This is a genomic window from Streptomyces sp. NPDC101191, assembly GCF_044767915.1.
In the GTDB taxonomy this organism is placed as follows: Bacteria; Actinomycetota; Actinomycetes; order Streptomycetales; family Streptomycetaceae; genus Streptomyces.
The window spans coordinates 567,521-588,722 of record NZ_JBIWOU010000004.1 but is presented as its reverse complement, the minus strand read 5'-3'; the positions used below and the strand labels follow the sequence as shown (position 1 = coordinate 588,722).

Here is a 21,202-nt window from a genome sequence, read left to right as displayed (position 1 = left end):
CTGTCAGCGGGTCCCGTTAGCCTCTTTGGGGTGACCGCACTCCTCACCGACCCCGAGCAGCTCAAGGAGCTCCTCGGCATCCCGTTCACCCCGGAGCAGACGGCCTGCATCACCGCGCCGCCCGCCCCGCAGGTCATCGTGGCCGGCGCCGGTTCCGGCAAGACGACGGTGATGGCCGCCCGGGTGGTCTGGCTGGTCGGCACGGGCCAGGTCGCCCCCGAGCAGGTCCTCGGTCTCACGTTCACCAACAAGGCCGCCGGGGAGCTCGCCGAGCGCGTCCGCACCGCCCTCGTCCGCGCGGGCGTCACCGACCCCGACGTCATCGACCCGGACAACCCCCCGGGCGAGCCCCGCATCTCGACGTACCACGCCTTCGCCGGGCAGCTCCTCACCGACCACGGCCTGCGCATCGGCCTGGAGCCCACCTCGCGGCTGCTCGCCGACGCCACCCGCTACCAGCTCGCCGCCCGGGTGCTGCGCGAGTCCCCGGGCCCGTATCCGGCGCTCACCCGCTCCTTCCCGACCCTCGTCGGCGATCTCCTCGCCCTCGACGCCGAGCTCGCCGAGCACCTCGTCCGGCCCGAGCGTCTCCTCGCCCACGACACCGAGCTCCTCGCCGAGCTCGCCGGCGTCAAGCTCACCAACGCCGACCTGCGCAAACTCCCCGAGACCGGCGCCGCTCGGCGCGAGCTCCTCGACCTCGTCGTGCGCTACCGCGCGGCCAAGCGCTCCCGGGACCTGCTCGACTTCGGCGACCAGATCGCCCTCTCCGCCGAGCTCGCCACCACCCGCCCCGAGGTCGGCGCGATCCTGAGGGACGAGTTCCGGGTCGTCCTCCTCGACGAGTACCAGGACACCTCCGTCGCCCAGCGCCTGCTCCTGTCCGGCCTCTTCGGGCACGGCACCGGGCACGCCGTCACCGCCGTCGGCGACCCCTGCCAGGCCATCTACGGCTGGCGCGGCGCCTCCGTCGCCAACCTCGACGACTTCCCCGAACACTTCCCGTACGCGGACGGCAGCCCCGCGACCCGCTTCGCCCTCTCCGAGAACCGGCGCAGCGGCGGGCGCCTGCTCGACCTCGCCAACGGCCTCGCCGCGCCCCTGCGCGCCATGCACGAGGGCGTGGAGGCGCTGCGTCCCGCCCCCGGAGCCGAGCACGACGGCAGCGTCCGCATCGCCCTCCTCCCCACCCACGCGGAGGAGATCGACTGGCTCGCCGACTCCCTCGCCCACCTCGTCCGCACCGGCACCGCCCCCGGCGAGATCGCCGTCCTGTGCCGCACGGCCACCGACTTCCCGGCGATCCAGGCCGCGCTCGTCGCGCGTGACGTCCCGGTCGAGGTCGTCGGCCTCTCCGGCCTGCTCCACCTGCCCGAGATCGCCGACCTCGTCGCCGTCTGCGAGGTCCTCCAGGACCCCGGCGCCAACGCCTCCCTCGTACGCCTGCTCACCGGCCCCCGCTGGCGGATCGGCCCCCGCGACCTGGCCCTCCTCGGGCGCCGCGCACGGCTGCTGGTGCACCGGCCCGGCGAGGGGTCCGCCGACGCCGACCAGCGGCTCGCCGCCGCCGTCGAGGGCGTCGACCCGGCCGAGGTGATCTCCCTCGCCGACGCGCTCGACACCTTCCTGGACTCCGGCGGCGAGGACGACGGCCTGCCCTTCTCCAGCGAGGCCCGGGTCCGCTTCGCCCGCCTCGCCACCGAGCTGCGCGCCCTGCGCTCCTCGCTCGCCGACCCGCTGATGGACGTCCTGCACCGGGTGCTCGCCGCCACCGGCCTGGAGGTCGAGCTGTCGGCCTCCCCGCACGCCCTCGCCGCCCGCCGCCGCGAGACCCTCGGCAACTTCCTCGACATCGCCGCCGGCTTCGCCTCCCTCGACGGCGAGGCCACGCTGCTCGCCTTCCTCGGCTTCCTGCGGACGGCCGCGCAGTACGAGAAGGGCCTCGACAACGCCCTCCCCGGGGGCGAGAACACCGTCAAGGTGATGACCGCCCACAAGTCCAAGGGCCTCGAGTGGGACGTGGTCGCGGTACCCGGCCTGGTCACCGGCCAGTTCCCGTCCACCCGTGCCCGGGAGTCCTGGACCGCCCAGCCCCAGGTCCTCCCGCACGCCCTGCGCGGCGACGCGGCCACCCTGCCGCGGCTCGACACCTGGGACGCGAAGTCCCTCACGGCCTTCAAGAACGGCATGCGGGACCACCAGCACACCGAGGAACTCCGCCTCGGCTACGTCACCTTCACCCGCCCCCGCTCCCTCCTCCTCGGCTCCGCCCACTGGTGGGGACCCTCCCAGAAGAAGCCGCGGGGCCCCTCGGACTTCCTCCACGCCCTGTACGAGCACTGCGCCACCGGCCACGGCGAGATCGAGGCGTGGGCGGACGAACCGGAAGAGGGCGACACGAACCCCCTGCTGGCCGCGGACCTCGCCGACCAGGCCTGGCCGCTGCCCCTGGACAAGGACTCCCTGGAGCGGCGGCGAGAGGCGGCGGAGGCCGTCACGGCCCGGCTGTGGGCCCTCGCCCCGCAGCACGCGGGGGAGGCCGCCCACGGCGCCGCGGCGGCGCCGCGGGTCTCCGCGACCCCGGCCGACGGCGGCCTCTGGCTCCCGGAGGACCTGGAGGACGCGGAGATCCCGGAGGACCCGGAGGACCCGGCGGAGATCCCTCCGTACGAGGAGGACCCCTGGGCCGAGGAGCCCCACGCTCCCGCGCCACGGGCCGAGGAGCGGCCCATGCCCCGGCCCGAGGATCCCCACGCTCCCGCACCGCGGGCCGAGGAGCAGCCCATGCCACGGCCCGAGGAGCCCCACGCTCCCGCGCCACGGGCCGAGGAGCCCCATGTGCCCGCGCCCCGGGCCGAGGCCCGGCCGCTCACGCCCGAGGACGCCAGGACGATCGCCTCCTGGGACCGCGACCTCACGGCCCTCACCACCGAACTCCACCGCACCCGCTCCACCACCCGGGACGTCCTGCTCCCCGGCTACCTCTCCGCCTCCCAGGTGCTCCGCCTCGCCGCCGATCCCGACGGCTTCGCCAAGGAGCTGGCCCGGCCGATGCCCAAGCCGCCGCAGCCGGCGGCCCGGCGCGGCACGCGGTTCCACGCGTGGGTGGAGTCGCGCTTCGAGGAGCTGCCGCTGCCCATGCTCGGACCGGACGAGCTGCCCGGCGGCGAGGAGTTCGCGGGCGAGCCGGAGATCCTCGACGAGCGCGACCTGGAGACGCTCAAGGAGGCCTTCGACCGCACGCCGTACGCCCGCCGAACCCCGTACCGGGTGGAGGTCCCCGTCCACCTGTCCCTCGCGGGCCGGGTGGTCCGGGGCCGGATCGACGCCGTCTACCGGGACCCGGACACCGGTGCGTACGAGATCGTCGACTGGAAGACGAGCCACCTGCGCACCGCGGATCCGATGCAGCTGGCGATCTACCGGCTCGCCTGGGCCGAGCAGCACGGCCTCGACCCGGAGGAGGTGGCCACCGCGTTCGTGTACGTACGGACCGGGGAGGTGGTCCGTCCCGCCCGGCTGCCGGGCCGGGCGGAACTGGAAGCGGTGCTGCGCGGCGAACCGGCCGAGGGCACCGCGTTCCCCGAGGAAGCCGAGGACGGAGCGCACTCCGGCGCCGGATAGGCTCGGGGCCATGAGCGAGACCCCGGACAACGCCGTCCACGCCGTGCGCACGTACATCGAGCAGCACCGATCCGCCTTCCTCGGCGACCTCGTCGAGTGGCTGCGGATCCCCTCCGTGTCGGCGCAGCCGGACCGGGCCGGGGACGTGCGGCGCAGTGCCGAGTGGCTCGCCGCCAAGCTCGTGGAGACCGGTTTCGCGACGGTCGAGGTGTGGGAGACCGACGGGGCCCCGGCCGTGTTCGCCGAGTGGCCCTCGGACGATCCGGACGCGCCCACCGTGCTCGTCTACGGCCACCACGACGTCCAGCCCGCCGCCCGCGAGGACGGCTGGCACACGGACCCGTTCGAGCCGGCGCTCGTCGACGGCCGGTTGTACGCCCGGGGCGCCGCCGACGACAAGGGCCAGGTGTTCTTCCACACCCTCGGCGTCCGCGCGCACCTCGCCGCGACCGGCCGGACCGCCCCCGCCGTTCATCTGAAGCTGGTGGTGGAAGGCGAGGAGGAGTCGGGGTCGCCGCACTTCCGCGAGCTGGTGGAGAAGCACGCCGACCGGCTGGCCGCCGACGTCGTGATCGTCTCCGACACGGGCATGTGGTCCGAGACCACTCCGACCGTGTGCACCGGGATGCGCGGGGTCGCGGACTGCGAGATCGACCTCTTCGGCCCCGACCAGGACATCCACTCGGGTTCGTTCGGCGGCGCCGTGCCGAACCCGGCCACCGTCGCCGGCCGGATCGTCGCGGCCCTGCACGACGCCGACGAGCGGGTCGCGATCCCGGGCTTCTACGAGGGTGTCACCGAGCTCTCCGACGCCGAGCGGGCCCTCGTCGCCGAGCTGCCCTTCGACGAGAGCGGCTGGCTGGCCACCGCCAAGTCGCACGGGACCCTCGGCGAAGCCGGCTTCTCCACCCTGGAGCGCGTCTGGGCCCGTCCGACGGCCGAGGTCAACGGCATCGGCGGTGGCTACCAGGGCCCTGGCGGCAAGACGATCGTCCCCGCCTCCGCCCACCTGAAGCTGTCCTTCCGGCTCGTCGCCGGCCAGGACCCGGACCGCATCGAGGCCGCCGTCCGCGCGTGGCTCGACGGACTGGTCCCGGCGGGCATCCGCCACGAGATCGTCTTCGGCGCCCCGACCCGGCCGTGTCTCACCCCGCTCGACCACCCCGCCCTCAAGGCGGTGGCCGGCGCGATGAGCCGTGCCTTCGACGGCGCCAAGATCCGCTACACGCGCGAGGGCGGCTCGGGGCCGGCCGCCGACCTCCAGGACGTCCTGGGCGCGCCGGTACTGTTCCTGGGCATCTCCGTCCCGTCCGACGGCTGGCACGCCCCGAACGAGAAGATCGAGCTCGATCTCCTCATGAAGGGTGTCGAGACGACCGCTCATCTCTGGGGGGACCTGCCCGCCGCCCTCACCGACGCCGGGCGCTGAGCCGCACACCGCAGCGCGCCGAACGTCGCACCACTGACACCGATCCGGGGGAGTTGGAAGCACCTGTGAGCACCTTGAACAACGCGTCCGCGGACCGCCCGATCTCGCTCACCGCCCCGAGCGGGATCGACCGCGCCGCCCATCACCGCCTCGACGAGGCGTGGCTCGCGGCCGCCTGGAGCCACCCGACGACCCGTGTCTTCGTGGTCTCCGGCGGCCAGGTGCTGATCGACGACACGCCCGACGGGCGGACGGAGCTGGTGATGACCCCGGCCTTCGAGGCCCCGGTCACCGAGACCCACCGCTACTTCCTGGGCACGGACGCCGACGGCGTCTCCTACTTCGCGCTCCAGAAGGACAGCCTGCCGGGGCGGATGGACCAGTCCGCGCGGCCCGCGGGGCTGCGCGAGGCGGGGCTGCTGCTGTCCCCGCGCGACGCCGGCCTGATGGTGCACGCGGTGGCCCTGGAGAACTGGCAGCGGCTGCACCGCTTCTGCTCCCGCTGCGGCGAGCGCACGGTGGTCGCGGCGGCCGGCCACATCCGCCGCTGCCAGGCCTGCGGCGCCGAGCACTACCCGCGCACGGACCCGGCGGTGATCATGCTGGTCACCGACGACCAGGACCGGGCGCTGCTGGGCCGCCAGGTGCACTGGCCCGAGGGTCGCTTCTCCACGCTCGCGGGCTTCGTCGAGCCGGGCGAGTCCATCGAGCAGTCGGTGGTCCGGGAGGTCTTCGAGGAGGCGGGCGTCACGGTCGGCGAGGTCGAGTACGTGGCCAGCCAGCCCTGGCCGTTCCCGTCCAGCCTGATGCTGGGCTTCCTCGCCAGGGCGACGTCCTCGGAGATAAACGTGGACGGCGAGGAGATCCACGAGGCCCGCTGGTTCTCCCGCGAGGACCTGGCCGCCGGTTTCGAGTCGGGCGAGGTGCTGCCGCCGTACGGGATCTCGATCGCCTCCCGGCTCATCGAGCTCTGGTACGGCAAGCCGCTGCCGAAGCCGGGCGACGTGATCTGAGCCGCTGCCCCGGGAGCCCGGGGAGCGGAACGGAACGGCCCCCGGCTCGGCGCCCCCGGCCCCGCAAGGGAAGCGGAAGCGGAACAGCCCCCTCCTGGTCTCCCGGGAGGGGGCTGTTTCCGGTCACCGCCGTGGTGTCAGGTCAGACGGCGAGAGCCTGCTTGACCTGGGCCAGGCTGGGGTTGGTCATGACGACCTCGTCGCCACCGGCCGTCGGAAGGACGCGGACGGTCGGAACGGTCTGGTTCCCGCCGTTGACCTTCTCCACGAAGTCCGCCGACTCCGGGTCCTGCTCGATGTTGATCTCCGTGTACGCGATGCCCTCGCGGTCCAGCTGGCTCTTCAGCCGGCGGCAGTAGCCGCACCACGTGGTGCTGTACATCGTCACAGTGCCCTGCATGGCCAGGCGCTCCTCTAGTCTCGCGGTGCTCGGGGTCGGTGCCGAGAAGAAGAACGTACGTCGTCTACCGGCCATTCCCGGAATTCGTATGACCACGGTCTCCCCCCTGTGGACAAGGCTCCGCACCGCTCCCGCGGACCTGGCAGCATGGCGGGGTGACAGCAGCAACGCACTCCACTCTCTTCCCGCAGGTCCCGGAGACGGCCGACGCGGTGCTCGACGGGCTCGACCCGGAGCAGCGCGAGGTCGCCCTGGCCCTGCACGGTCCGGTGTGCGTCCTGGCCGGTGCCGGTACGGGCAAGACCCGCGCCCTCACCCACCGCATCGCCTACGGGGTGCGGGCGGGCGTCTTCGTCCCCTCCAGTGTGCTGGCCGTCACGTTCACCAACCGCGCCGCCGGCGAGATGCGCGGCCGGCTCAGGCAGCTCGGCGCGGGCGGGGTGCAGGCCCGCACGTTCCACTCCGCCGCCCTCCGCCAGCTCCAGTACTTCTGGCCGAAAGCGATCGGTGGCGAGCTGCCCCGGCTCCTGGAGCGGAAGGTCCAGCTGGTCGCCGACGCGGCCGCGCGCTGCCGGATCCGGCTCGACCGGAACGAGCTGCGGGACGTCACGAGCGAGATCGAGTGGGCCAAGGTCACCCAGACCGTGCCCGCCGACTATCCGGCCGCCGTCGCCAAGGCGCTGCGCGACGCCCCGCGCGATCCCGCCGAGATCGGTCAGATCTACGCGACGTACGAGCAGCTCAAGCGCGACCGCGACGTGATCGACTTCGAGGACGTGCTGCTGCTCACGGTCGGCATCCTGCAGGACCGCCACGACATCGCCGACCAGATCCGCCGGCAGTACCACCACTTCGTGGTGGACGAGTACCAGGACGTGTCGCCGCTCCAGCAGCGGCTGCTCGACCTGTGGCTCGGCGACCGCGACAGCCTGTGCGTGGTCGGCGACGCCAGCCAGACGATCTACTCGTTCACCGGTGCCACCCCGGACCACCTGCTGAACTTCCGCACCCGCCACGCCGGCGCGACCGTCATCAAGCTGATCCGGGACTACCGCTCCACCCCCCAGGTCGTCCACCTGGCCAACGGGCTGCTCAGCCAGGCGAGCGGCCGGGCCGCCGAGCACCGCCTGGAGCTGGTCTCCCAGCGCGACCCCGGCCCCGAGCCCCGCTACACCGAGTACGGAGACGAGCCCACCGAGGCCGAGGGCACCGCGCGCCGCATCCGCGACCTGATCGCGGCCGGCGTGCCGGCCGGCGAGATCGCCGTGCTGTACCGGATCAACGCCCAGTCCGAGGTCTACGAGCAGGCCCTCGCCGACGCCGGCGTGCCCTACCAGCTGCGCGGCGCCGAGCGCTTCTTCGACCGCAAAGAGGTGCGAGAGGCGGGCGCGGCGCTGCGCGGCGCGGCCCGCTTCGGGGCGAACGACTCCCTCCTCGACGGCGCCGAGGACCTGCCCGCCCAGGTCCGGGCCGTGCTCTCCGGGCAGGGCTGGACCGGCGATCCCCCGGCCGGCTCCGGCGCCGTCCGGGACCGCTGGGAGTCCCTGGCCGCGCTGGTCCGGCTGGCCGAGGACTTCGCCCGGGCCAAGCCCGGCGCGACCCTCTCCGACCTGGTCGCCGAGCTCGACGAGCGGGCCGTCGCCCAGCACGCCCCCACCGTCCAGGGCGTCACGCTCGCCTCCCTCCACGCCGCCAAGGGCCTGGAGTGGGACGCCGTCTTCCTGGTCGGCCTCACCGAGGGCATGATGCCGATCACGTACGCCAGGACGGACGAGCAGATCGAGGAGGAGCGGCGTCTGCTCTATGTGGGCGTCACCCGGGCCCGGCAGCACCTGTCGCTGTCCTGGGCGCTCTCGCGCTCCCCGGGCGGCCGTCCCTCCCGGCGCCCCACCCGCTTCCTCAAGGGGCTGCGGCCCGGCTCGGGGTCCCTCGGCACGGTCACCACGAGCGGCGGCGCGGGAGCGGCCGTCGAGCGGGGCGCCCTCGCCGCCCGGCGCAGGCAGCGCGGGCCGGTGCGCTGCCGGGTCTGCGGCACCACGCTCACCGAGGCCGGCGAGATGAAGCTGCTGCGCTGCGAGGACTGCCCCTCGGACATGGACGAGGGTCTCTACGAGCGCCTGCGCGAGTGGCGCGCGGAGCAGGCCAGGGAGCTCGGCCAGCCGCCCTATTGCGTCTTCACCGACAAGACGCTCATGGCGATCGCCGAGCGCGTGCCCGACTCCGACGGTGAGCTCGCCGCGATCTCCGGCGTGGGCGTGCGCAAGCTGAACCGCTTCGGCGCCGACGTGCTGGCCATCTGCGCAGGTGAGGTGCGTGGAGGAAGCGACGACGAGGTCTGAGGAAAACTCGTCGGAAAAATAGTTTGCGCCCGCCCCGTCAAGCCCCATAGGTTCTTAACCACGGACACGGCGGCTTCTTCGAAGCCCTGTCTTCGTGCTGTACTTGTCCAAATGAACATGAGGGCCCGGCTCACCCCGAGCCCTCCGAGACGCCGAGAGGAGGCGATTCCAGTGATCAGCATCAAGAACATCAAGACCAGCACCGCCAAAATGACCGATCGCTCGGTCGTCTCCGCCTGCTCGCTCGGCCTCTCCGCCGTCGCTTCCCACGCTCTCCGGGGCACCGGTCTGTCCGGCGCCGGCCTGCCGCTCGGCATGCCCGCCATCCTGATGGATCGCCTCGAGCGCAATGAGCGACCGACCAAGGCACTGGAAGCAGGAGTAGTGGGCAAGGCCCAGGCCACGGCCTATGGCTTTGCGGCCACCGCGACCGGTGCCGGTATTGAGCAGCAGACGACGCAGCACCACACGATGTGGGCCTTCCGTGGGCTCGAACCCTGGAGTGATCCAGCCTGATCGACGATCAGGCCGGCGCCTTCAGGGCCGCGGAACCCCATCAGGGATCCGCGGCCCTTCTGTTTGTCCCCGAACGGGGCTGACGGAACGAGGGGGCCTCGGGACCAGCAGGACCTGGTACCAGCCGAAACCCCGGCCCAACAGGCCGGAACGACCAGACGAGGAAGAAAACCCGTGCAACTCGAAGCGCACGCCCCGTCCGTACCGCCTTCCGAATCGATCACCCCGCCCGGCCTCACGAAGGACTCCGCCTTGACCCCCCTCACCGCGCTCACCGCGCTCGACGACGCCATCGAGAACCTCGGCGTACCCGTCCCGTGTCGCTCGTACGACCCCGAGGTCTTCTTCGCCGAGTCCCCGGCCGACGTCGAGTACGCCAAGTCGCTCTGCCGGACCTGCCCGCTCATGGCGGCCTGCCTCGAAGGCGCCAAGGAGCGCCGCGAGCCCTGGGGCGTCTGGGGTGGCGAGCTCTTCGTCCAGGGCGTGGTCGTCGCCCGCAAGCGGCCCCGTGGCCGCCCGCGCAAGAACCCGGTCGCGGCATGAACGCCACCGGAACCGTCGACCGCCCCCTCACGCACGATCCCCAGAAGCAGGCCCCGATGACCTCGTCCGCCTTCGAGCCCTCCGGCTCCGCGACTCCCAACGTTTCGATCAGTGGCGCGAACCGCTCGCGTCAGAACAGGACCCGAGCCATGCAACTCATTCCAGAAGCCCTGGCCCGTGCTCATATGCACGACCGCCTGCGGGAAGCCGAAGCGGAACGCCAGGCCGTGCGCCTGGTCGCCGCCCGGCGCATGCAGCGACGCGCCGAGCGCGTGTCGATGCGCGCCCGCCGCGCGCTCGCCATGGCCGTCATGCACTGACCCGCCGCCCAGGCGCCAGGCACTGACCCAGGCACACCTCACACACGGGGGTCGGTCCGAACGGACCGGCCCCCGCGGTGCGTTGCCCGGTTCGCGGGCGCTCGTCGGGTTATCGTCACCAAGGTGAACGACGCCCCCACGAACGAGAGCCCCTTCGTGTGCGCCCGCTGCGGCAGGACCGCCCAGGAGCTGCCCCTCACCTGGACCTGCTCGGTGGAGAACGGCACTCGGCAGTACTTCTGCGAGGACTGCGCCCGGGCCAACATCAGGGCCATCGAGGGTCGCCTCGATTCCTCCTGGTGGTGACCGCGGCCCGGTCTAGTCCGCGGTTGCGAAGCCGGGCAACCACGCCTCCAGCTCGTCCCGCAGTCGAACCGTCGCGCCCAGCTGGCACAGCACACCGATCGTGCTCAAGGTCACACGGTGTATCAGCAGATACGAGGGCGGCAGGTTCAGCTGCCTGCCCAACTGATGGGCGGGGGAGCGGGGGTCGGCGACGCGGCCCGCCTGGGCGCGCATCCAGCCACGGGTGAATCCGAAGGCCTCCACCTCCGCCGGCTCGATGATCGGCAGCAGGTACTCCAGGACCGCGTCCGGGTCGAGCGCGACGGACTTCCGCACGAAGCCCTCCGCGCACAGCAGCCCGTAGACCGTCTCCGCCTCGCCGGCGAGGGTCATCCGCAGACAGGTGCCGATCGTCTCCGGCAGCCCGCCCGGCAGCCGGTCGACCGTGCCGAAGTCGAGCACTCCGAGCCGCCACGCGCCCGCCGCGTCGTCCGCACCCGCCGGCCCGGGCAGCAGCCGGAAGTTGCCCGGGTGCGGGTCCGCGTGCAGCAGACCGGTGCGCGCCGGCCCGGAGAAGAGGAACCGGGCGAGCAACTGCCCGGCCCGGTCGCGCTGCTCCGGCGTACCGTCCGCGATCACCTCCGAGAGCGGGACGCCGTCCATCCACTCCGTGACCAGGACCTGCTCCGACTGGTGCACCACCGCCGGGACCACCACGTCCGGATCGCCCGCGAACTCCTCCGCGTGCGCCCGCTGCGCCGCGGCCTCCAGGCCGTAGTCCAGCTCCTCCGACACCCGGTCGCGCAGCTCCGTGATCAGCGGCTTGATGTCCATGCCGGGGATCAGCGGGCCCAGCAGCCGGGCGAACCGGCTCAGCTGCGTGAGATCCGAGAGCAGCGCGTCGCCCGCCCCGGGATACTGCACCTTCACCGCGACCTCGCGCCCGTCGTGCCACACCGCGCGGTGCACCTGCCCGATCGAGGCGGCCGCCGCCGGCTTGTCCTCGAACTCCAGGAACAGCTCCCGCCACCCCGCGCCGAGCCGCTCCTCCAGCACCCCGTGCACGGTCCGGGCAGGCATCGGCGGCGCGGCCTCCTGGAGCTTGGTGAGCGCCGCCCGGTAGGGCCCGGCCACCTCCTCGGGGAGCGCCGACTCGAAGACGGACAGGGCCTGTCCGAACTTCATGGCCCCGCCCTTCAGCTCGCCGAGCACCTTGAACAGCTGCTCGGCCGTGCGCTGCTGGAGCTCACGGGCGACGATCTCCGCCGACTTCCCGCCGATCCGCTTGCCCAGGCCCCACGTGGCCCGTCCGGCGAAGCCGAGCGGCAACGCGGCCAACTTGGCGGTCCGGGTGACCGCCTTCCGGGGAAGATCAGACATGCGCCCTCCAGATCCCAGACTGCCGTGCCGCGCGGGGCCGTTACCCCGCCATTGTGTCCTGCGGTCCCCGGGCGGCCGAGGCATGCTGCCCTTCCGCGTCGCGGCGCGCCCCGCACGGGCACGCCGGGTGTGCCCGGACCGGCGCCGAGCGCCACTCGAGCAACGGCAGCGACACCTCCCAGCGCGCCCCGGTGCTGGACGGCAGGTCGCCGTCGAGAAAGGCCAGGGCATGCGCGGCGGCGAGCCCGGCGACCGCCTGGGCGAGACCCACGTCGCAGGCCGGCAGCGGATGCGGCGCGCCGGAGCGCCACTGGGCCGGAAGCCGCGGCCAGACGGGCTCCCGGTCGACCCGCTCCCGCTGCATGCAGCCCGCGCAGGCCGTCCCGCCGGGAAGGACCAACGGGCCCACCACACCCGTCGCTTCGAGCACCCCCGCGTAGAGGTGCGGCGTGCCCGTCGTGAGCCAGGCCTCGGCCGGCAGCGGGTCGGGCACATAGGCGCCCAGGCCGTCCCGCGGTGTCACCACGACGAGTGAGAGTCCCGGCTCGGCGGTCCCGTCACCCGGTCGGCGCCGCGCGTCGTGGGGCGGCCGCCCACCCGGTGCCGTCCGCCCCACGAGCCGCCGGGCCGCCACCGCCCGGCGCTCGCCGACCGCCTCGGCCGGCAGCCCGCCCGGCGAGACCTCCCACGGTGTGACCGTGCCGGAGTCCAGCACCTCGACCCGCCCTACGCCCGCCGCGGACAGCAGCGCCGCGACGGCCGCGCCCACCCGGCCCGCGCCCCGCACCTGGACCCGGAGGTCCCGGCGCGCGGCCAGCGCCCGTGCCGCGCCGTCCGGGGCCTGGTGCACCACGGACAGCGAGGCCAGGTCGGCACGCACCGCGTCGAGCTCAGGGTCCGCCCGGCCAGGCCGCGCACCCGGTGGTCCGCCCGGCGGCCGCACCGAGGCGTCCGCGAGCAGTCCCGCCTCGGCGAGCCGCCCGAGCAGCGCCTCCAGGCGTCCCTCGCGCAGACCGAGGGCCGCGGCCTCCGCCCGCAGCAGCTCCATTCCGCGCGTCCCGTCGAGAAGACCCAGCAGGCTGCCCGTGGCCGGGTCGACCGGCCCCAGGACCACCGCGTGCGCGGGCGTCACCCCGAACTGCACGCACGACAGATTCCGCCAGGCGCGCCGCAGCGCGGGTTTCACCATCGGATGCATGACCTCGACCCCCTAAAACGATCTTTCCTCGTCCTTCGTCGTCCGAGGTCAGATTGCCCGGCCCGGGGGAGCGGTGCGGAAAGTTGTCCACAGGGGGAGGCATTAATCATTCGAATGGTGCGGGACTTCCGCCGCACACAGCGGGTAACGTCGTGGCCGTGCCGGCCGACCCACAGCGCAGTACGACGAGCGGGCCGCCCCGCGGCGGCTCGGGGCCGAGTGCGGTCGAGGTCCGCAGAAGTTCCCGCCGGAGCCGAACGGTCTCCGCCTACCGCGAGGGCGACCGGACCATCGTGCTCATCCCCGCCCGGATGTCCGAGGCCGAGGAGCAGCGCTGGGTCGGGGTCATGCTCGACAAGCTGGCGGCCCAGGAGAGCAAGAAGGTCCTCGGCGACCGCGAGCTGACCGAGCGGGCCGAGCGCCTGTCGACCCAGTACTTCGGCGGCCGCGCCCGCCCCGCGTCCGTCCGCTGGGTGACCAACCAGAACACCCGCTGGGGCTCCTGCACCCCCTCCGAGGGCAGCATCCGGCTCTCCCACCGGCTCCAGGGCATGCCCGAGTACGTCGTCGACTACGTCCTGTGCCACGAGCTCGCCCACCTCCTCGTGCCCGGGCACGGGCCCCGCTTCTGGCGGCTCCTGGAGGCCTATCCGCGCACCGAGCGGGCCCGTGGCTATCTGGAGGGCGTGGTGGCCGCCGCCCGGCTGCCGCACCTGCCGGACCCCCGCGGAGAGTGATACCGCTCGTGCTCCGGTTCTGTACCGAACGGGTACGCGCTTGCCCCGATCTCACGAACAGCCGTTAGCCTGGCGCGACGCATTCGTATTTCGGGATGGGGGACGGTCGTCACATATGGCCAGGGAATTCCAACGCGGCCACAAGGCCAAGATCAGTGATCTCACGGCGGGGACCGATCTGTACGTGGGTGTGCAGATCGCGGCGCCCGGCCTGACCTTCGACATCAGCTGCTTCGGCCTCGACGCGGACGAGCGCCTCTCCGACGACCGGTACTTCGTCTTCTTCAACCAGCCGAAGTCGCCCGAGGAGTCCATCCAGCTGCTCGGCACGCAGGCCGGCGACACCGAGTCCTTCCGCGTCACGCTGGACCGCATCCCCGCACACATCCACAAGCTGTCCTTCACGGCGACCATCGACGGTGCCGGACAGATGTCGCAGGTCGGCCCCGGCTGGATCCGGATCGTCGCGGGCGGTGAGGAGGTCGCCCGCTACGCGTTCACCGGTGCGGAGTTCACGACCGAGCGCGCGGTCATGCTCGGCGACTTCTACCTGAAGGACGTCTGGCGGTTCGCCGCCGTCGGTCAGGGCTTCGACGGCGGCCTCGAAGCGCTGCTGAAGAACTTCGGTGGCGAGGTCGCCGAGGAGGAGCCCGCGGCGCCGCAGCAGCCACAGGGCGCCGGCCCCGGCTTCGCCCCGCCGGCACAGGCCTCCGCGCCGCCGGCCTTCGGTGCCCCCGCGGCGCCCCAGGCGCCCGCGCCCGCCCCGGCGTTCGGCGCCCCGCCCGTCCCCGCGCCGGCCCCGGCGCCGGTGCACTCCCAGCCGACCATGGCCGCGCCGCTCGCGCCCCCGGCCCCTGCCCCGGCGCCCGCACCCGCGCCGCCCGGGCCCGCCCCGGCGCCGTACGGACAGCCCCCGCAGCCCCCGCAGTACGGGCAGGTCGCCGGCCAGACCCCGCCGCACGGCGCGCCCGCCCCCTACGGCCACCCGGCCCCGGCTCCCTACGGCCAGCAGCCGCCGTACGGCCAGCAGCCGCAGTACGGGCAGCCGCAGTTCGGCCAGGTCCCGCAGCAGGGCGTGCCGCAGGGGGCGCCCCAGGGTGTGCCCGCCGTCGGCGCCGGCCTCGCAGGCGCGCTCGCGCCGTACAAGGAGACCGCGACCGGCGCCCGCTGGACCCCGCAGAACCAGCAGCTCATGCGGGTCGACCTCGCCATGGGCGGCGCCCCCGTGCTCGCCCGGCAGGGCTCCATGGTCATGTACCAGGGCAAGGTCGACTTCGCCTACAAGGGAGCCGGCTTCGCCGGCCGCATCGTCGGCAACGCCACCGGCCAGGAGATGCAGCTCATGCGCTGCACCGGCCGCGGCCAGGTCTTCCTCGCCGAGGACGGCGCCCACCTGCACCCGATCGAGCTCCAGGGCGACGCCATCTGCGTGTCCGCGGAGAACGTGCTGGCCTTCGACGAGTCGCTGCAGCACGAGGTCCGGCGCATCGAGGGCCACGGCATCCCTGGTGGAGCCCTGTTCACCATGCAGTTCCAGGGCACCGGCACCGTCATCGTGAAGACGCACGGCATCCCCGTCGTGCTGCCCGTGACGCCGACCACCTTCGCCGACTGCAACGCCGTCGTCGCCTGGTCCGCCGCGTCCCAGGTCGTCCTCTCCAGCCAGGTCCGGCTGCGGCGCAACGCCTACCCGGGCCACAGCGGGGAGACCGTGAACCTGCAGTTCCGGGGCGCCCCCGGCAACTTCATCGTCGTCCAGCCCTACGAGGTCTGAGGGAGCCCGGAATGAACCAGCAACTCGCGGGCTACGCCCCGACCCCGGTCACGGCCCGCATGGAGAACCACGGCCGCTCCATGCTCAAGGTCGCCATGGCCGCCGGCCAGGACCTCTACGCGCGCACCGGCTCGATGGTCGCCTACGAGGGCTTCGTCTCCTACGAGCCCAACCCGCCCGCCGTCCGGCAGTTCGCCCAGCAGTGGCTCACCGGCGAGGGCGCGCCGATCATGAAGTGCTCCGGCGACGGGCTGCTCTACCTCGCCGACTACGGCGCCGACGTCGTCGTGATCAACCTCCAGAACGACTCGCTCTCCGTCAACGGCTCCAACGTGCTCGCCTTCGACGCGCACCTCCAGTGGGGCGTCGAGCGGGTCAAGGGCCTCGCCAAGTTCGCCGGCCAGGGCCTGTTCAACGTCGAGATCGCCGGCACGGGCTGGGTCGCCATCACCTCCCGCGGCACGCCGATCGTCGTCGACTGCGGCCGCGGCGAGGACGAGACGTACGTCGACCCCGACGCACTCGTCGCCTGGTCGCCCGCGCTCAAGGTGAAGGGCAAGCGCAGCTTCAAGGCCTCCTCCCTCATCGGGCGGGGCAGCGGCGAGGCCTATCAGATGGCCTTCTCCGGCCAGGGCATCGTCGTCGTACAGCCGAGCGAGGACAGCACCGACCGCCTCCGGGCCCGGGGCTGAGGGGGAGCGAGAACACATCATGCAGAGCCCGCTTTTCAACCACGCCGAACAGCAGAGCCAGGAGCGCTACGTCGTCCAGAACCCGCAGCTGCTGCGGGTCACCCTGGCCGGCTCGGACGACATCCTGGCACGCAAGGGCGCGATGGTCGCCTACCAGGGTCTCGTCGACTTCGACGGCGAGTACCAGACCCAGGGCCAGCGTCGGGCCCGCGCCCGCACGGGTGAGGGCCTCGACCTCATGCGCTGCTCGGGGCAGGGCACGGTCTACTTCGCCAACCTGGCCCAGTACGTCCACGTCGTCGACGTCGACCAGGACGGTCTGACCGTCGACAGCTCCTATGTGCTGGCGCTCGACTCCACGCTGCACACCGAGGTCATCGCGGTGGACAGCCAGTACGGCGTCTCCGGCACCGGCAAGTACCAGCTGAACATCACCGGCCGCGGCAAGGTCGCCCTGATGACCTCCGGTCAGCCGCTGATGATGCAGGTCACGCCGGACAAGTACGTCAGCGTCGACGCGGACGCGATCGTCGCCTGGTCCACCGGCCTGCGCGTCCAGATGCAGGCGCAGACGGTCAACAGCAGCGTCATGCGCCGCCGCGGCAACACCGGCGAGGGCTGGGAGCTCAGCTTCCTCGGCCAGGGCTTCGCCCTGGTCCAGCCGAGCGAGGTCATGCCGCCGCAGAACGCCGCCCTCGGACAGGGCGTCGCAGCCCAGTTCGGCGTCGGCCAGCACGGGTCGCGCGCCCAGAACCAGAACAACGCCTGGAACTGACACCGGGCGCCAGGGCCCGGGTGCCGCGGCGCCCGGGTCCACCAGGGCACGACGTAAGGGGCGGTCGCCACGGCGACCGCCCCTTACGTCGTTCGGATGCGCTCCGCCGTACGGCCCTACAGCCGCTTCAGCGTGTTCTCCAGGAGCCTGACCACCGAGGTGTCCGCCACGCCCGCCACCTCGTCGTACGCGAACCAGCGCAGGTCAAGCGACTCCTCGCTGATCTCCGCCACCGCGTCCGCCGGGGCCAGCGCGGCGTACTGCACGTCCAGGTGCCAGTGGCACGGCGCCGGGATCGGATGCCGGTCGAGCCGCACCGGGCCGCCCGGCAGCAGCGTCAGACCGGTCTCGATCCCGGACTCCTCACGGGCCTCGCGCAGCGCCGCCGCCTCCAGCGTCGCGTCGCCCGCCTCGCAGTGGCCACCCATCTGCAGCCACATGCCCAGCTTCCTGTGCAGGGTCAGCAGCACCCGCCCCCGTGAGGGGTCGATCACCAGCGCGCTGCTGGTGAGGTGACCGGCCTGGCAGGGCTTGTACATACCGTCCGGATGCGCCGCGAGGTGCTCCAGGTAGACGTCACGCAGTTCCGGCTGGTCCCCGTACTCCTTGAGCACGAGGACCGCGTCGTCGTACAGGCTCACTCCTTGTCGCCCTCGCCGTCGCCCTTGTCCCCGGAGTTCCCGGAGTCACCCTTGGCCGCCTCGCCGAGCATCTTGTCGAGCTCGGAGAAGTCCATGTGCTCGCGGTGGACGAAACCGTCCGGGTCGTCCAGGTCGGTCGCCGTCGGCAGCATGTCCGGGTGCTCCCACAGGCCGTCCCGGCCGTCCACGCCGCGCGCGTCCGTCAGCGAGGCCCACAGCCGCGAGGCGTCCCGCAGCCGGCGCGGACGCAGCTCCAGGCCGATCAGGGTGGCGAAGGTCTGCTCCGCGGGGCCGCCCGTAGCCCGGCGCCGCCGCAGCGTCTCGCGCAGCGCGTCCGCCGAGGTCAGGCGGGACTTCGCGGCCTCGTGCACCACCGCGTCGACCCAGCCCTCGACGAGGGCGAGCGCCGTCTCCAGACGGGCCAGGGCCGCCTTCTGCTCCGGCGTGTCCTCCGGCTGGAACATGCCCTGCTGGAGTGCCTCCTGCAGCTGCTCCGGATGCGTCGGGTCCAGCTGGCCCACCGCCTCCTCCAACTTGGAGGTGTCGACCTTGATGCCCCGGGCGTAGCCCTCGACCGCGCCGAACAGATGCGAGCGCAGCCACGGCACGTGCGCGAAGAGGCGCTGGTGAGCGGCCTCACGCAGGGCCAGGTACAGCCGCACCTCGTCCGCGGGGACGCCCAGGTCCTTGCCGAAGGCGGCCACGTTCAGCGGCAGCAGCGCCGCCTTGCCGGCCGGGCCCAGCGGCAGACCCACGTCCGTCGAGCCGACGACCTCACCCGCGAGCACGCCCACGGCCTGCCCGATCTGCTGGCCGAACATGGCGCCGCCCATGGAGCGCATCATGCCGATCAGCGGGCCCGCCATGGCCTGCATCTCCTGCGGCAGCACGTCGCCCATCGCCGCGCCGACCCGCTCCGCGACCGGGTCGACCAGCTGCTGCCAGGCCGGCAGCGTCGCCTCGACCCACTCGGCGCGGCTCCACGCCACGGAGGTGCTCGCGCCCGAGGGCAGCGAGGTCGCCTGGTCCAGCCACAGGTCGGCCAGGCGCACCGCCTCGTCGACCGCCGCGCGCTCGGCCGGGCCGACGCTGGCGTCCTTGGTGCCGTCGGACGTGCCCTGGGCCACGACCTGGCGGGCGATCTGCTTGGCCATGTCCCAGTTGACCGGCCCGCCCTCGTAGCTGAGCATCTGGCCGAGCTGCTGGAAGGCGGCCCCCAGGTCCTGGGGGTTCAGTGAGCCGAACATCGCCGCGAACGGGTTGTCCGCGCCGCCCGGTCCGCCCATGCCGGGCAGCCCGCCGAAGCCGAACGGATCGCCGCCGCCCTGGCCACCGGACCCCTGGCCACCTCCGGCGGGGTCCTTCTTCTTGCCCTCGTCGCCGTTCTCCGGCTCCTCCGGCGGAAGGCCGAATCCGAATGGGGTGTCACTCACAGGTTTCCTCGGCTCGTAGGGCCGCCGGCGTGATGCCGACGGCGGGTTATCGGCTCGGCTCGCCTCCCCGACTCCACACCACCAGCGTAGACATCCGCACCGGATACGGGCTCGGTGCTCCGCCGGGCCGTGGCCTGCGGCAGGATGGACGCCACCTGGTACGTACGCGTCATTCGGGTACGTACTGAAGACAACCGCTGGAGACGCCCGGTGAGTTCCCCAGATCCTCAGGTTCGCGCAGCGCGAAACCACTCGACCAGGTCCGCCGCGCGCGGCCCCGTGGTCGCGGTCACCGGTGCCGCGTCCGGCATCGGCGACCTGCTGACCCGGCGCCTCGCCGCGTCGGACGAGGTCAAGCAGGTCATCGCCATCGACGAGCGCCGCGGCGAGGTGGCCGAGGCGCAGTGGCACATCCTCGACGTGCGCGACCCGGCCATCGCCGAGAAGCTGCGCGGCGCGGACGTCGTCGTGCACCTCGCGGTCGATCTCGACCTGGAGACCGACCCGGCCGCGCGGACGGCCTTCAACGTGCGCGGCACCCAGACCGTCCTGACGGCCGCCGCCGCGGCCGGGGTGCACCGGGTGGTGCTGTGCACCTCCGCGATGGTCTACGGCGCGCTGCCGGACAACGACATCCCGCTCTCCGAGGACGCCGAGCTGCGCGCCACCGCCGAGGCCACCGGCGTCGGCGACCTCCTGGAGATCGAGCGGCTCGCCCGGCGCGCCCCGCGCGCCCACCCCGGGCTCAACGTGACCGTGGTCCGGCCGGCCGTGCTGGTGGGCGGCACGGACACGGCACTGACCCGCTACTTCGAGTCGCCGCGCCTGCTCGTCGTCGCCGGTTCGCGCCCCACCTGGCAGTTCTGCCACGTCGACGACCTGGTCAGCGCCCTGGAGTACGCGGCCCTGGAGAAGGTCGACGGCGAGTTCGCGGTCGGCTGCGACGGCTGGCTGGAGCAGGAGGAGGTCGAGGAGCTGTCCGGCATCCGGCGCATGGAGCTGCCTTCGGCCGTCGCCCTCGGCGCCGCGGCCCGGCTGCACCGGATCGGCCTCACACCGTCCCCGGCGGGCGACCTCGCGTACACGATGCACCCCTGGGTGGTCAGCGTCGGGCGGCTGCACGACGCGGGCTGGCGACCGCAGTGGACCAACGAGGAGGTGCTCGCCGCGCTCCTGGAGGAGGTCCAGGGCCGGCACACCGTCGCGGGCCGCCGGCTGGGCCGCAAGGACGCGACGGCGGCGGGCGCGGCCGGTGCCACGGTGGCACTGCTCGGCACGGCGGCCCTGGTCCGGCAGATGCGGAAGCGGCGCGGCCTGTAGGAGCCTCCGACGGAGGGTCCGGCCCGCCGGTGGAAAACGCTATTCCGCGCCGTCGGTGCCGTACGGCACGATGGAGGGCATGGCAGACAAGCACGTCCACGCGAGTGACCACCCCGGCGAGCGGGCCGCGGACGACCCGATCAGGCTCCTCGCGATCCGTGACACGCCGCTCTCGGTCGACGAGGTCTTCCGCGCCGTCGGCGACGACGCGGCGGGCGGTACGACGCTGTTCGTGGGTACCGTGCGCAACCACGACGGCGGCGCCGACGTCGACGCGCTCGGCTACTCCTGCCACCCGTCCGCCGAGGCCGAGCTCCGCCGCGTCGCGGAGAAGGTCGTCGCGAACCACCCGGTCCGTGCCCTGGCCGCGGTACACCGGGTGGGCGACCTCCATGTGGGTGACATCGCGGTGGTCGTCGCCGTCTCCTGCCCGCACCGCGGCGACGCTTTCGAGGCCTGCCGCAAGCTGATCGACGACCTGAAGCACGAGGTCCCGATCTGGAAGCACCAGAAGTTCTCGGACGGCACCGAGGAGTGGGTGGGGGCCTGCTGAGGGGCGGCGCCACGGCCTGCGGGCCGCCCGTCGAAGGCCGGGGGAGGGCCGGCGAGGGCAGGCTTCCGCCGAGGACCTGCCCCGGGCCAGGAAGGAGGCGGAGAGCCTCCAGGGTCCCTTGCGGGGATTCTCCGGGTCGGCAAGGAGCCACGCCGACGACGTGTAGTCGAACGCCCCGATTTGCGTAACCGCACCCCAGGCGTGAGCGTTGGTCACGCGGATGAATAATC

At 73.1% G+C, this 21,202-nt stretch carries 19 protein-coding genes; 14 read left to right on the top strand and 5 right to left on the bottom strand.

Going from position 1 to position 21,202, the window contains the following annotated elements:
• Positions 1-30: 30 nt before the first annotated feature.
• The 3 genes from ACIRQF_RS19270 (at position 31) to nudC (ending at position 6,066) form a co-directional block, all read left to right on the top strand.
• Complete coding sequence (locus ACIRQF_RS19270; RefSeq protein ID WP_404093508.1) at positions 31-3,624, top strand: UvrD-helicase domain-containing protein; 3,594 nt, start codon at positions 31-33, stop codon at positions 3,622-3,624.
• Between the two features lie 10 nt (positions 3,625-3,634).
• Positions 3,635-5,053, top strand: a complete 1,419-nt coding sequence (locus ACIRQF_RS19265) for a dipeptidase (protein ID WP_376632194.1) — start codon at positions 3,635-3,637, stop codon at positions 5,051-5,053.
• A gap of 65 nt (positions 5,054-5,118) precedes the next feature.
• Positions 5,119-6,066, top strand: coding sequence for an NAD(+) diphosphatase (nudC, locus tag ACIRQF_RS19260; protein ID WP_376632196.1), 948 nt, complete (start codon positions 5,119-5,121; stop codon positions 6,064-6,066).
• A 142-nt stretch (positions 6,067-6,208) separates the two neighbouring features.
• Here nudC and ACIRQF_RS19255 read toward each other — a convergent pair whose 3' ends face one another.
• Positions 6,209-6,466: a mycoredoxin gene (locus tag ACIRQF_RS19255; RefSeq protein WP_376632198.1), complete on the bottom strand. Its 258-nt coding sequence runs from the start codon at positions 6,464-6,466 to the stop codon at positions 6,209-6,211.
• Between the two features lie 155 nt (positions 6,467-6,621).
• Here ACIRQF_RS19255 and ACIRQF_RS19250 point away from each other — a divergent pair, with 155 nt between their 5' ends.
• The 5 genes from ACIRQF_RS19250 (at position 6,622) to ACIRQF_RS19230 (ending at position 10,490) form a co-directional block, all read left to right on the top strand.
• Positions 6,622-8,805, top strand: a complete 2,184-nt coding sequence (locus ACIRQF_RS19250) for an ATP-dependent DNA helicase UvrD2 (RefSeq protein WP_382483443.1) — start codon at positions 6,622-6,624, stop codon at positions 8,803-8,805.
• Between the two features lie 171 nt (positions 8,806-8,976).
• The gene (locus ACIRQF_RS19245; RefSeq protein WP_376632202.1) at positions 8,977-9,321 is read left to right on the top strand and encodes a hypothetical protein; all 345 of its coding nucleotides are present in this window, start codon (positions 8,977-8,979) and stop codon (positions 9,319-9,321) included.
• Between the two features lie 174 nt (positions 9,322-9,495).
• Positions 9,496-9,864, top strand: coding sequence for a WhiB family transcriptional regulator (locus ACIRQF_RS19240; protein WP_376632204.1), 369 nt, complete (start codon positions 9,496-9,498; stop codon positions 9,862-9,864).
• Entirely contained in the window at positions 9,861-10,184 is a 324-nt protein-coding gene (locus ACIRQF_RS19235; protein ID WP_376632206.1) for a hypothetical protein, read from the top strand. The genes ACIRQF_RS19240 and ACIRQF_RS19235 overlap by 4 nt, the downstream gene beginning before the upstream one ends.
• A 123-nt stretch (positions 10,185-10,307) precedes the next feature.
• Positions 10,308-10,490, top strand: a complete 183-nt coding sequence (locus ACIRQF_RS19230; RefSeq protein WP_376632207.1) for a hypothetical protein — start codon at positions 10,308-10,310, stop codon at positions 10,488-10,490.
• A gap of 12 nt (positions 10,491-10,502) precedes the next feature.
• On the opposite strand, the gene ACIRQF_RS19225 is transcribed toward ACIRQF_RS19230, so the two are convergent.
• Together ACIRQF_RS19225 and ACIRQF_RS19220 are read right to left on the bottom strand one after the other, a co-directional pair.
• Positions 10,503-11,849 carry an ABC1 kinase family protein gene (locus tag ACIRQF_RS19225; RefSeq protein WP_404093502.1) on the bottom strand — a complete coding sequence of 449 codons (1,347 nt, stop codon included), beginning with the start codon at positions 11,847-11,849 and terminating at the stop codon, positions 10,503-10,505.
• Between the two features lie 40 nt (positions 11,850-11,889).
• On the bottom strand, positions 11,890-13,047 hold the full coding sequence (locus ACIRQF_RS19220; RefSeq protein WP_404093499.1) for a TOMM precursor leader peptide-binding protein: 1,158 nt from the start codon (positions 13,045-13,047) through the stop codon (positions 11,890-11,892).
• Positions 13,048-13,205: 158 nt separating this feature from the next.
• Here ACIRQF_RS19220 and ACIRQF_RS19215 point away from each other — a divergent pair, with 158 nt between their 5' ends.
• The 4 genes from ACIRQF_RS19215 (at position 13,206) to ACIRQF_RS19200 (ending at position 17,025) form a co-directional block, all read left to right on the top strand.
• Entirely contained in the window at positions 13,206-13,784 is a 579-nt protein-coding gene (locus tag ACIRQF_RS19215) for a M48 family metallopeptidase (protein WP_382483449.1), read from the top strand.
• Between the two features lie 115 nt (positions 13,785-13,899).
• Positions 13,900-15,558 (top strand): TerD family protein, encoded by a 1,659-nt coding sequence (locus ACIRQF_RS19210; protein ID WP_404093496.1) that lies wholly within the window; start codon positions 13,900-13,902, stop codon positions 15,556-15,558.
• Between the two features lie 11 nt (positions 15,559-15,569).
• Positions 15,570-16,250 (top strand): AIM24 family protein, encoded by a 681-nt coding sequence (locus ACIRQF_RS19205; protein WP_376632217.1) that lies wholly within the window; start codon positions 15,570-15,572, stop codon positions 16,248-16,250.
• A 19-nt stretch (positions 16,251-16,269) separates the two neighbouring features.
• On the top strand, positions 16,270-17,025 hold the full coding sequence (locus ACIRQF_RS19200; RefSeq protein ID WP_382483451.1) for an AIM24 family protein: 756 nt from the start codon (positions 16,270-16,272) through the stop codon (positions 17,023-17,025).
• Positions 17,026-17,141: 116 nt separating this feature from the next.
• Here the strand turns inward: ACIRQF_RS19200 and ACIRQF_RS19195 are convergent, their stop codons facing one another.
• The gene (locus ACIRQF_RS19195) at positions 17,142-17,666 is read right to left on the bottom strand and encodes an NUDIX hydrolase (protein ID WP_389756674.1); all 525 of its coding nucleotides are present in this window, start codon (positions 17,664-17,666) and stop codon (positions 17,142-17,144) included.
• On the bottom strand, positions 17,663-19,099 hold the full coding sequence (locus tag ACIRQF_RS19190) for a zinc-dependent metalloprotease (RefSeq protein ID WP_376632223.1): 1,437 nt from the start codon (positions 19,097-19,099) through the stop codon (positions 17,663-17,665). The genes ACIRQF_RS19195 and ACIRQF_RS19190 overlap by 4 nt, the downstream gene beginning before the upstream one ends.
• Before the next feature lie 210 nt (positions 19,100-19,309).
• Here ACIRQF_RS19190 and ACIRQF_RS19185 point away from each other — a divergent pair, with 210 nt between their 5' ends.
• The gene (locus ACIRQF_RS19185) at positions 19,310-20,419 is read left to right on the top strand and encodes an SDR family oxidoreductase (protein WP_376632224.1); all 1,110 of its coding nucleotides are present in this window, start codon (positions 19,310-19,312) and stop codon (positions 20,417-20,419) included.
• Between the two features lie 79 nt (positions 20,420-20,498).
• Positions 20,499-20,972, top strand: coding sequence for a molybdenum cofactor biosynthesis protein MoaE (locus ACIRQF_RS19180; RefSeq protein ID WP_376632226.1), 474 nt, complete (start codon positions 20,499-20,501; stop codon positions 20,970-20,972).
• Positions 20,973-21,202: the final 230 nt, after the last annotated feature.

Coding starts and splice junctions, on each gene's coding strand:
- ACIRQF_RS19265 (WP_376632194.1), top strand. CDS start 3,635: ATGAGCGAGACCCCGGACAACGCCGTCCACGCCGTGCGCACGTACATC.
- ACIRQF_RS19255 (WP_376632198.1), bottom strand. CDS start 6,466: ATGCAGGGCACTGTGACGATGTACAGCACCACGTGGTGCGGCTACTGC.
- ACIRQF_RS19235 (WP_376632206.1), top strand. CDS start 9,861: ATGAACGCCACCGGAACCGTCGACCGCCCCCTCACGCACGATCCCCAG.
- ACIRQF_RS19225 (WP_404093502.1), bottom strand. CDS start 11,849: ATGTCTGATCTTCCCCGGAAGGCGGTCACCCGGACCGCCAAGTTGGCC.
- ACIRQF_RS19220 (WP_404093499.1), bottom strand. CDS start 13,047: ATGCATCCGATGGTGAAACCCGCGCTGCGGCGCGCCTGGCGGAATCTG.
- ACIRQF_RS19210 (WP_404093496.1), top strand. CDS start 13,900: ATGGCCAGGGAATTCCAACGCGGCCACAAGGCCAAGATCAGTGATCTC.
- ACIRQF_RS19205 (WP_376632217.1), top strand. CDS start 15,570: ATGAACCAGCAACTCGCGGGCTACGCCCCGACCCCGGTCACGGCCCGC.
- ACIRQF_RS19200 (WP_382483451.1), top strand. CDS start 16,270: ATGCAGAGCCCGCTTTTCAACCACGCCGAACAGCAGAGCCAGGAGCGC.
- ACIRQF_RS19180 (WP_376632226.1), top strand. CDS start 20,499: ATGGCAGACAAGCACGTCCACGCGAGTGACCACCCCGGCGAGCGGGCC.